We start from the raw sequence: 10,031 nt of genomic DNA, 5'->3' as shown, positions 1-10,031 counted from the left end.
TCGACCGTCGCTGCGGTGATCGTGGCATCGCCCTCGACACCCGTGATCGGGGTCGGGCCGGCGGCGCTCAGGGTGAAGTCGGTATCGACCGCGGTACCGCCATCGTCATTCACCACCGTCTTGGCCAGGGTCAGCGTCGCCGGCACCGGGGAGTTGGTATAGGTACAGGTGGTCGCCGCGGTGCTGCCGCTGATTGTCAGCGTGCGGCCGGTCGCGCCACTGGCGAGGGTGCTGCCGCCCGAACATTCCACGACCGCGGTATAGCTTGCCGCGGTGGCGCCGCCACCGAACGTCTCGTCCGGCAGGGTCACCACATCACCGGCATACACCGTCACCGCGGCGCCGGTCGTGTTGGTTGCTGCGGTCGAATTGAACGTGGCGTTGTTGGTGCCGCCGGTCGTCGTCGCGGTCGCGGTATGCCCAGCGGTGCTGCCTGCCGCCCAGACCTTGGCCAGGTTCAACGGCTGGGCAATGCGCGAATTGGTAAAGGTACAGGTCACCCCGCTGTCGGCGGGCATGGTGATGGTGCCGCTCAGGCCGCTACCGGAAACCGTCACCGCCGTGCTGTCGGCGGTGCGGACGCATGCAAGCGTCACCGCGTAGTTGGCGGCATTGCCGACGGCATAGGCCTCTCCAAGGGTGATGGTGGCGCCGCCAGCAGCTATAGCAGCAGCATCGGTGGTGGCACCGCCGGCCACGGAAGTGCCGCCGCTCGCGCCGTTGCCACCCCCGATCGTCAGGTCAACCGCATCGTTGGCCAGGGCGTTGACCCAGACCTTGGTCAGGGTGATCGCGTGCTCGACCGCGTCGGTATCCGTCGCGCTGTTGCAGGGCGGATCGGCGACATTGCAGTTCGGATCCGTCACCCCATTGGGCGGTGCCACGGTCGCGGTATTGGTCGCAGTCTGCGCAAGGGCCGCCGGGGACAGCACAAGAGCAAGAATCAACACGGACATGAACAGGCGAAAGCGACGGCCCATGCTCACGTCGATCTTCGCCTTGGTGAGGTTCATTGATTGCACTGCTTTCCCCTGTCCTGACGTTGCGTCCCAACTTCCGGTCAAAAATTCCCGCCATTTGCCCGCTCTCCAGGATTTCCCTGGAAAGAAAGCTCCAGTTCGCGATCAGGACACCTGTCCCCAGCCCCAAGGGCGCACGTCGCGTTACTCTCGGCGCCGCATTCGGGTACCCGCGTCCTGCAAGTCATTGACCGCTGTGACGAAGACGCCGCGTTCTCTTGCTCACAGGGATACCCAAAGCAACAGGTGTCGCGGCCGAGTGGAAGGCGCGCCTCATAGCGAGCACTTCGTCACACTATCTATCGCCGTCCGAAACAAACGGCGGACATTCGCGGGGGTACGGAACCAAGGGCGCTGCTGGCCAGGGGACGCGCGGGGCCCGATGCCTGCGGCGTCTGCGGACGTTGCATTTGAAATAGATTCGAAAACGTTATTTCGGCCCGTGATCGACAGGCTGCTACTTTTGGTGTATCGGTGAGGAAACGCGTATTCGTTCGCACGCCACCCGCCGCCGGAGAAACGCATCCCTTCCGACAGGATCGACACTGAACAGGTGAAAGACTTCGACTCCCAAGCCGACTTCGAATTCGGGCAGGACACGATGGAATCGGTGACCCAGCTGATCGTGGCGGCCGAGAACGGCCACAGTGACGCCTGGGACCGTGTCTACTCATTGCTCTATGGGGAACTGCATCGCGCCGCCCAGATCCAGATCCGGCGGGTATGGAAACGCGGCGATCGCTCACCCACGTCACTGATCAACCGCACCTGGTTGCGACTGGATCAGGGAAAGCTGGGACTGAAGAACCGCCAGCACATGATCGCGGTACTCTCCAAGGCGATGCGCTATGCCCTGCTGGACGAGGCTCGCAGACTGCAGGCACTCAAGCGCGAAGACGCCGCCAGCACCAGCGAACTGGACTCGATCAGCGAACCGTCGTTCGACCCGGAGCTCGAGCAACTGGTGGAAGTCGGTCGCGCGATCGAGGCCCTGGCCGCGATCGACCCACGCCTGGCGCAACTGGTGGAGATGCGCTACTTCGCCGGCATGAACGATATCGAGATCGGTGAGGTGCTCGACCTGACCGACAGGACCATCCGCCGTGACTGGCGCAAAGCACGCGCTTTTCTCGCGGCCTACATAGGCGGCGCGTCCGATGCATTCGGCGACATACCGGAACAACCTGCACTGTAGTGCCCTCCGCACGGGGGCCGCGCCGGAGCGGAGATGAGCGGACTGGCCGCCCGTGCGCTCGCCCTGTTCGACGAGTATGTCGAGTGGTCGCCGGCCAGGCGCAAACGTGCGCTCGCCGAACTCGCCGCCCGCGACCCGGCCCTGCACAAGGCCCTGAGCGCCCTGCTGGAATCCGATGCGTCGGACCGGCGCAGCGTGCTGGACAAGCCCGCGGCCACCGTCGTTGCCAACAAACAGCAGTCGGCCACACGAGACGGCCGGGGCGATGAGGCTCCCGACCCGCGTATCGGCACCCGCCTCGGTGCATGGCGCGTCCGGCGTCTGATCGCCAATGGCGGCATGGGCACCGTCTACGAAGCCCATCGCGACGACGCGCAATACCAGCAGCGCGTCGCGCTCAAATGCATCCGCGCCGAGATGGTGTCTCCGGAGCTGGCCGCCGCGCTCTGCGACGAACGCAACCTGCTCGCACAGCTCGACCATCCCGGCATCGCCACCCTCCTGGACGGTGGTGTGGATGATGGCGGACATCCCTGGTTCGCGATGCGCTTCGTCGACGGCATCCCGATCGATACCTGGTGCGACGAGCGCCGAATCGGCATATCCGAACGCGTCGGTCTACTGCTCCAGGCCTGCGAAGCGCTGGCCCATGCCCACGCCCAGGGCATCCTGCACCAGGACATCAAGCCGTCGAACCTGCTGGTCACCCCCGAAGGCCGCGTGCAGGTGGTCGACTTCGGCATCGCCTCGACCTTCAGCCTCCACGAGACCGACCCGCAGCCCTGCCTGGCGCTGTCCCCGGACTACTGCGCACCGGAAGCCCACGATCGCGGCACCAACGGGCCGAGCTCGGACCTGTACTCGCTGGGTGTGCTCGGCTATCGCCTGCTGTGCGGACAATGGCCGACCCCGCTGCACGGCGTGCGCTCGATCGCCCCGCTCGCCCAGCTGTCGGAACCGCTGCCCATGCCGGCCCTGCTCGACGACGTGCCGGAATCGACCGCGGTGGCTCGTGGCCTGCGCACGCTTGCCGCGCTGCGCCACGCGCTTTCCGGCGACCTGTCGGCGATCATGCTCAAGGCAGTGGCGAGCAAGCCACAGGAACGCTATGCCAGCGTCAACGAATTCGCCGCCGATCTTCGCCGATGGCGCTCACGGCTGCCGATATCGATACGGGAAAACGAAGGCCTCTATCGGCTCGGGAATTTCCTGCATCGCAACCTGCTGGTGGTTGCGGCAGCGACACTGATGCTTGGCGCGTTGACTGCCGGCGTCGGTATCGCATGGCAGCAGCACAACGCCGCGGTGCGCGGGGCCAATGCCACCATGCTGGTCAACCGGCTGTTCGCCTCGACCCTGGGCACCGCGACCCTGTCCGGACTGGGCAGCACGCCCTTCTCCTCCAGCGAGCTTCTCGAACGGACCGAGCGCGAACTGCGACAACTGCCGCTGGCCGAACACCCGGCGGCGCTCGCGCGTGGTCTGGCGACGCTCGCCCGCAGCCATGCCCTGCTCGGCAAGTACCGCCACGCCGACGAACTGGCCGACGAGGCACACCGCACGATGGGAGATATTCCCGACAAGGATGGCTTCATTTCAGCCACGCGGATATCGATGCTCAACAATCATGGCGACAATGCGGAAGCGGCCAAACTGGCCCGTGATAGGCTCCGCGACATCGAGGGTGAGGACGACGAGCAGGGACTGTTGATGCGACTGACCTTCGGTACCGAGCTGGCCAGGGCGCAATGGGGCCTGGGCCGGACCACGGACGCCATTGCGACCATCGACGCAGTGGTGGAACAGGCTTCAGCGCTGCCGCCCGGACACGATGAGCAGGTCGCCGAACTTCTGATAGCGCGGTCCGACCTGCTCAAGCAGATGGGGCGCTACCCGGAGGCGGAAGCCGATGCCAGAAAGGCAATGTCGCTGGCTGAGCCGCTCAACCCCGTGCTCGCGGACGATGCCCTCGAGCTGCTCGTGGTGATACTCGGCAATCAGTACGCCCCCGACACCGACAAGTACGCGATGGAGCTCGTGCAGCGTCGTCAGGCAAGCTTGGGAGCGTCGCACCCGAAAGCCGCAAAGGCCACGATCTACGCGGCCTGGGCCCAGTACCCCAAGGTCGATGCGGACTCGGTGAGGCAGGCGCTGGAGCGGGTCCGGATCGCCTACGGAGACGACGCCCCCCAATATGCCTCCGCGCTCAGCTCATCCGCATGGGCGATCGGCCGCGATCACCGCGAGAGCATCGAGATGGGACGCCAGTCGCTTTCGATCCTGCAGCGCACCCTCGGCGAAAGAGCGGCATGGACCATGGTCGCGAAAGCGAATCTCGCCAACGCCCTGATCGACCTCGACCGGGACGAACGCCGCCCGGAGGATATCGAGGAGGCCATCCGCCTGCTGTGGGAAACCATCCAGGCCAAACAGAGCGCAGGCATTCCAGCACCTGTCGAACGCCAGTTCCTGCTCAAGACGATCGTGAACGAGGGCGACAAGTCGAAGCTATCGCAGGTTGACGCCCTGATCGAGCAAGGAAGGCGGGAAACACTGGAATCGACCGGCGATCAGAACAGCGAGCACAGCCTGCGATTGCAGATATTCGACCAGCTCGGCGCCCGCCTGCGATACCTGGCCGGAGAACGCGAGAAGGCCGATGCTGTTCTCGCCGCTATCATAGAAGGCCACCGCGGCCAGATCGAGCATCCGACACCAGCGGTTCCCAGCCAGGCGCGGATCACATCCCTCATGATCACGCAGTCGCTACTCTACCGGGCCCTGTATGCATTCGAAAGCTGCCATCCCGACCTCGCCAAGGGCTTCCTGCGGGAGGGATATGCCTTCAGCCAGAGCACCCTGGGCGAGGAGGACGACACCACCCGGACGATCAAGAGTTATCTCGACAACATGGACGACCGCGGACTCATGATCGACGATACCGGCGCACTGTGGATATCGGCCTCCGAGAACCAGGCGGTCAACCAGCGCGCAAGCGCCTGTGACAATACGGCCCGCGCGACGGCCGAACACCACTAGGACGGGACAGTTCGATGCCGTATCGATCGCGTTCGGATGTCGCAGGCCCTGCCCCGGCGCGCCCCGTTGCACGCCGCCGCCTCGCTCCATGTCCGCACATGCGCGGGTACCGGCCAGCGTCCGGGCCCCATGCGGGGCAGCGGTGGCGGTGACACCAAGATGAGCGGACTCGCTGCCCGTGCACTCGCCCTGTTCGACGAGTATGTCGAGTGGCCGCCGGCCAAACGCAAGCGCGCACTCGCCGAACTCGCGACCCGCGACCCGGCCCTGCACAAGGCACTGCATGTCCTGCTGGAATCCGATGCGTCGGACCGGCGCAGCGTGCTGGACAGACCCGCCGCCGCCGTCGTTGCCAGCAGGCAGCCGGCAATACGCGATGTTCCGGTTGACAATGATGCTCCCGACCCGCGTATCGGCACCCGCCTCGGCGCATGGCGCATCCGGCGCCGGATCGCCAACGGCGGCATGGGCACGGTCTACGAAGCCCATCGCGACGACGCGCAGTACCAGCAGCGCGTCGCCCTCAAGTGCATCCGCGCCGAGATGGTGTCTCCGGAGCTGGCCGCCGCGCTCTGCGACGAGCGCAACCTGCTCGCACAGCTCGACCACCCGGGCATCGCCCCACTCCTGGACGGCGGCGTCGACGATGGTGGACATCCCTGGTTCGCGATGCGCTTCGTCGACGGCATCCCGATCGATGCCTGGTGCGACGAGCGCCGGGCCGGTCTGTCCGAACGCGTCGGCCTGCTGCTCCAAGCCTGTGATGCCCTGGCCCATGCCCACGCCCAGGGCATCCTGCATCGGGACATCAAACCCTCCAACCTGCTGGTCACCCCCGCGGGCCGCGTGCAGGTGGTGGACTTCGGCATCGCTTCGACCTTCAGCCTCCATGAGGCCGATCAGCAACCCTGCCTGGCGCTGTCCCCGGACTACTGCGCACCGGAAGCCCACGGCCGCGGCAGCAACGGGCCGACCTCCGATCTGTACTCGCTGGGCGTGCTCGGCTATCGCCTGCTGTGCGGACAATGGCCGACCCCGCTGCATGGCGTGCGTTCGATCGCCCCGCTTGCGCGGCTGTCGGAACCGCTGCCCATGCCGGCCCTGCTCGACGACGTGCCGGAATCGACCGCGGAGGCACGCGGCCTGCGCACGCTTGCCGCACTGCGCGGCGCGCTCTCCGGCGACCTGTCGGCGATCATGCTCAAGACGGTCGCAACCCAACCGCAGGACCGCTACGCCAGTGTCAACGAGTTCGCCGCCGACCTTCGCCGCTGGCGCTCGCGGCTGCCGATATCGATCCGGGAAGACGAAGGCCTCTACCGGCTCGGGAAATTCCTGCGTCGCAACCTGTTGGTGGTTGCGGTAGCGGCCCTGATGTTCGGCGCGTTGGCCGCTGGCCTGGGCATCGCATGGCAGCAGCACAACGCGGCGGTGCGCGAGGCCAATGCCACCATGCTGGTCAACCGGCTGTTCGCCTCGACCCTGGGCACCGCGACCCTGTCCGGACTGGGCAGTACGCCTTTTTCCTCCGGCAAGCTGCTGGACCGGACCGAGCGTGAGCTGCGGCAACTGCCGCTGGACGAACACCCGGCGGCGCTCGCGCGCGGGCTGGCGACGCTGGCCCGCAGCCATGCCCTGCTCGGCAAGTACCGCCACGCCGCCGGGCTGGCTGACGAGGCGCATCGGACGATGGGAGACCTTCCCGACAAGGACGGCTTCATCGCAGCCACGCGGATATCGATACTCAACAATCATGGACAGAGCAACGATGCCGCAGCGCTCGCCCGCTCGAAACTCGATGAACTGGAGGCCCGCGAGGACGAGCAGGGACAGCGGATGAAGCTGACGTTCGGCGCCGAGCTCGCCAAGGCCCAGTGGAGCATGGGAGAGACCGAAAGCGCCGTGCACACGATCAACAAGGTGCTGGAACAGGCGAAGGTGCTGCCCGGAAACAACGGGGAGCTGACCGCCGAGCTGCTGCTCGTACGCGCCGGGTTCCTGCAGCAGCTCTGGCGCTACGAGCCTGCCCGGGCGGACATCGAGAAGGCGATAGCGCTGGCCAGGCCGCACAACAGGATCCTGGCCGACGACGCACTCGAACGCTTGGTCATCAATCTCGGCGGCAGATACTCCCCCGAAGCGCACGAACGCGCGCTCGAACTGCTGGAGAATCGCCAGGCCAGCCTGGGCACATCCCATCCCAAGACCGCACTGGCGACGACCTACGTTGCCTGGACCCAATACCCCAGGATCGACGCCGACAAGGTCTACGAGGCATTGGCGTTGATCCGCGCCAGCTACGGCGAGGACGACCCGAACTACGCCGCCGCGCTCTCGGCCACCGCCTGGACGGTATCCCGCAACAGCCGGAAGAGCGTCGAGATGGCACGCGAGGCGCTGCGGATACTGCAGAGCACGCTGGGCGACAACGCGTCCTGGACGTTGAACGCGAAAGGAAGCCTCGGCGGTGCCCTGACCCGCCTCGAAGGCGATGAGCGACGCCCGGAGGATGTCGATGAAGCCATCAAGTTGCTCTGGCAAACCATGGAAGGCAAGCGCAAAGCAGGCATCCCGACGCCGATCGAGCGCGTGCTTCTGCTCAAGACCATCGTCAACGAGGGAGACAAGAGCAAGCTCGCCTACGTGGATTCGCTGATCGAGGAAGGCAAGCGTGAAGTCATCGCATCGGCCACCCCCGGGAGCGATCCCGACAACCTGAGGCTGGAAGTCTTCGACCAGCTGCGGGCCCGGCTGCTCTATCTGCGCGGCGACCGCGAGGACGCCGACAGGCGTTTCGCCCGGATCATCCACAAGCACCGCGACTACATCGACCATCCGGCGCGCGCGATGCCCAGCCAGGCACAGATGCTCTCGCGCCTGATCATCCAGTCATTCGTGTACCGCGCCCTGTACGCGTTCGAGACCTGCGACCCGGGCCGCGCCGACGCGCTGCTGCGCGAAGGCATCGAGTTCGGGCATGCCACGCTCGGCGAAACCGATCCGGTGACCCTGACGATCACGAGCTATCTCAACAACCTGCGCAACCAGGGACAGATGACCGACGACACCGATTCGCTGTGGATCTCGGTATCCGAGAACCAGGCGGTCAATGAGCGGGCCCGGGCCTGCTCGCAGGGCCGGCCATCTCTGACGGCCGCATCGGGCTGAGCCCTGCGCATGCCCCGTCGCGGCCCGCATCGCATGCGGCGCAGCGCGGTTGCGGACACACGCCGGCCGGTACCGAGCGGTTCCCGGGGCGCAAGCAAATGTTGCGCCAGAAGATGGCTTGAGCATGTTCTTGTGCACGGAACGAGGCGCCACACTCCTGTCTTCCAGGAGGGTGCATGCGCAGCAAGTTGTTCGTACCGGGTGCCCGACCCGAGTTGTTCGCCAAGGCCTATGCCTCCGCGGCGGACGCGATATCGTTCGACCTCGAGGACTCGGTGCCCGCCGAGTCGAAGGCCGTGGCGCGGACGCAGGTGGCCGGATTTCTGTCCGCACGCACGCACGGCGACCGCGGCAAGCTGGCCATCGTGCGCACCAATGCACCGGATTCGACGCACTTCGATGCGGACCTGGCCGCCTGTCTGGACGCCGGCGCGGATCTGATCAACCTGCCCAAGATCGAATCGGCGCCCGCACTTCGCGACGCCGTCGCCCGACTGGAGGCGCTGGAGTCGCAGCGGGGCCTAGCCCGCACCGCCGGGTTGCTGGTGAACATCGAGTCGCCGCGCGCCCTGCGCCACGCCGCCGCCATCGCCGCCGCCCACCCGCGCGTGGCCGGACTGCAGGTCGGACTCGGCGATCTGTTCGAGACCGCCGGCATCGCGCGCAGCGCCGCCAACGTGCATGCGGTGCTGTTCCAGGTGCGGATGGCCGCCGCCGAGAACGGCGCGTTCGCCTGCGATGGCGCTTTTCCCGCGATCGCCGACGAAGCCGGGTTCCGTGCCGAAGCCCGGCTTGCACGCGAACTGGGCTATATCGGCAAGAGTTGCATTCATCCGCGCCAGATCGCATGGTGCCACGAGGTGTTCACGATCACTCCCGCCGAGATCGAGCATGCGCGGCGGGTCGTGGCCGCCGCACGGCACGCCTCCAGCGCCGGTCATGGCGCCTTCCAGGTGGATGGACACATGATCGACCCACCGTTTCTCCGACGCGCCCAGGCCCTGCTGGCGGCGGCAGGCGAATCCGCGGCATGAGCCCCTCCCCGTTCTGGCATCGCCGCGTCCCCGCACACCGACGGACACCGCTGCGCTCACGACCGCGCGGACCGGCCCTGCTCCGGGCGCTGCTGATCCTGCTGATCCTGCCATGTCTGCTGCCACCCGCGGCCGCGGACAGCCTCATGTCGATGGCGGTGCGCGACCTGGAGGTCCCCGGGGAGCTCCGGGACGGCACCCTGGTGACGGTTGCGGGCCGCCCGGTCCTGCTCGACGGGGCCGGCGGCTCGGCCCGGGTCCGCGCCATCGACGGCGACCGCTGGGAACCGGCGCTGGCGGCACCGGACCTGCTGGCGCGCCTGTCCAGGCATCCGCTGGCCGGCGACATCCTGATCGGCGAGCACGGCCGCCACGTCGAGGTCCTGAGCTGGGACCAGGCCCGATTGCGGAGCCAGGCGCTCCCCCCGCTGCCCGAGCCGCTGTCGGATGCGCGCGCGGCCCGCTTCGAGGGCGGCTGGCGCGTCGCCGGGATCGGCGAGGACGGCGCCCCGCGCCTGTATGCAGGCACATTCGCCGGCACCGACGAGGGCGGCTGGCGGCGCCAACCGGCGTGGG

Annotated in this window: 5 protein-coding genes and 1 pseudogene; 5 read left to right on the top strand and 1 reads right to left on the bottom strand. The window is 67.1% G+C overall.

The annotated features are described in order from the left end of the window. Positions 1-1,013, bottom strand: a pseudogene (locus FKV24_RS15170) (hypothetical protein); the annotation flags it as partial. Positions 1,014-1,572: 559 nt separating this feature from the next. Here FKV24_RS15170 and FKV24_RS15165 point away from each other — a divergent pair. The 5 genes from FKV24_RS15165 to FKV24_RS15145 all read left to right on the top strand — a co-directional run. Then, on the top strand, positions 1,573-2,214 hold the full coding sequence (locus tag FKV24_RS15165) for an ECF-type sigma factor (RefSeq protein ID WP_170288330.1): 642 nt from the start codon (positions 1,573-1,575) through the stop codon (positions 2,212-2,214). A gap of 33 nt (positions 2,215-2,247) precedes the next feature. Then, positions 2,248-5,253, top strand: a complete 3,006-nt coding sequence (locus tag FKV24_RS15160) for a protein kinase domain-containing protein (protein WP_141482984.1) — start codon at positions 2,248-2,250, stop codon at positions 5,251-5,253. Positions 5,254-5,412: 159 nt separating this feature from the next. Further along, positions 5,413-8,421 (top strand): protein kinase domain-containing protein, encoded by a 3,009-nt coding sequence (locus tag FKV24_RS15155; protein WP_170288329.1) that lies wholly within the window; start codon positions 5,413-5,415, stop codon positions 8,419-8,421. A 176-nt stretch (positions 8,422-8,597) separates the two neighbouring features. Then, positions 8,598-9,455, top strand: a complete 858-nt coding sequence (locus tag FKV24_RS15150; protein WP_141482982.1) for an HpcH/HpaI aldolase/citrate lyase family protein — start codon at positions 8,598-8,600, stop codon at positions 9,453-9,455. Continuing rightward, on the top strand, positions 9,452-10,031 hold a 580-nt coding region (locus FKV24_RS15145), incomplete at its 3' end, for a hypothetical protein (protein WP_141482981.1). The genes FKV24_RS15150 and FKV24_RS15145, both read left to right, overlap by 4 nt.

This window comes from Marilutibacter maris, assembly GCF_006546735.2.
In the GTDB taxonomy this organism is placed as follows: domain Bacteria; phylum Pseudomonadota; class Gammaproteobacteria; order Xanthomonadales; family Xanthomonadaceae; genus Marilutibacter; species Marilutibacter maris.
Note: the sequence above shows the minus strand (reverse complement) of the source record. Positions and strands in the feature narration are given on the sequence as shown.

Bases quoted from the DNA above. Each gene is read 5' to 3' on its own strand.
- FKV24_RS15160 (WP_141482984.1), top strand. From the start codon at position 2,248: ATGAGCGGACTGGCCGCCCGTGCGCTCGCCCTGTTCGACGAGTATGTC.
- FKV24_RS15155 (WP_170288329.1), top strand. From the start codon at position 5,413: ATGAGCGGACTCGCTGCCCGTGCACTCGCCCTGTTCGACGAGTATGTC.
- FKV24_RS15150 (WP_141482982.1), top strand. From the start codon at position 8,598: ATGCGCAGCAAGTTGTTCGTACCGGGTGCCCGACCCGAGTTGTTCGCC.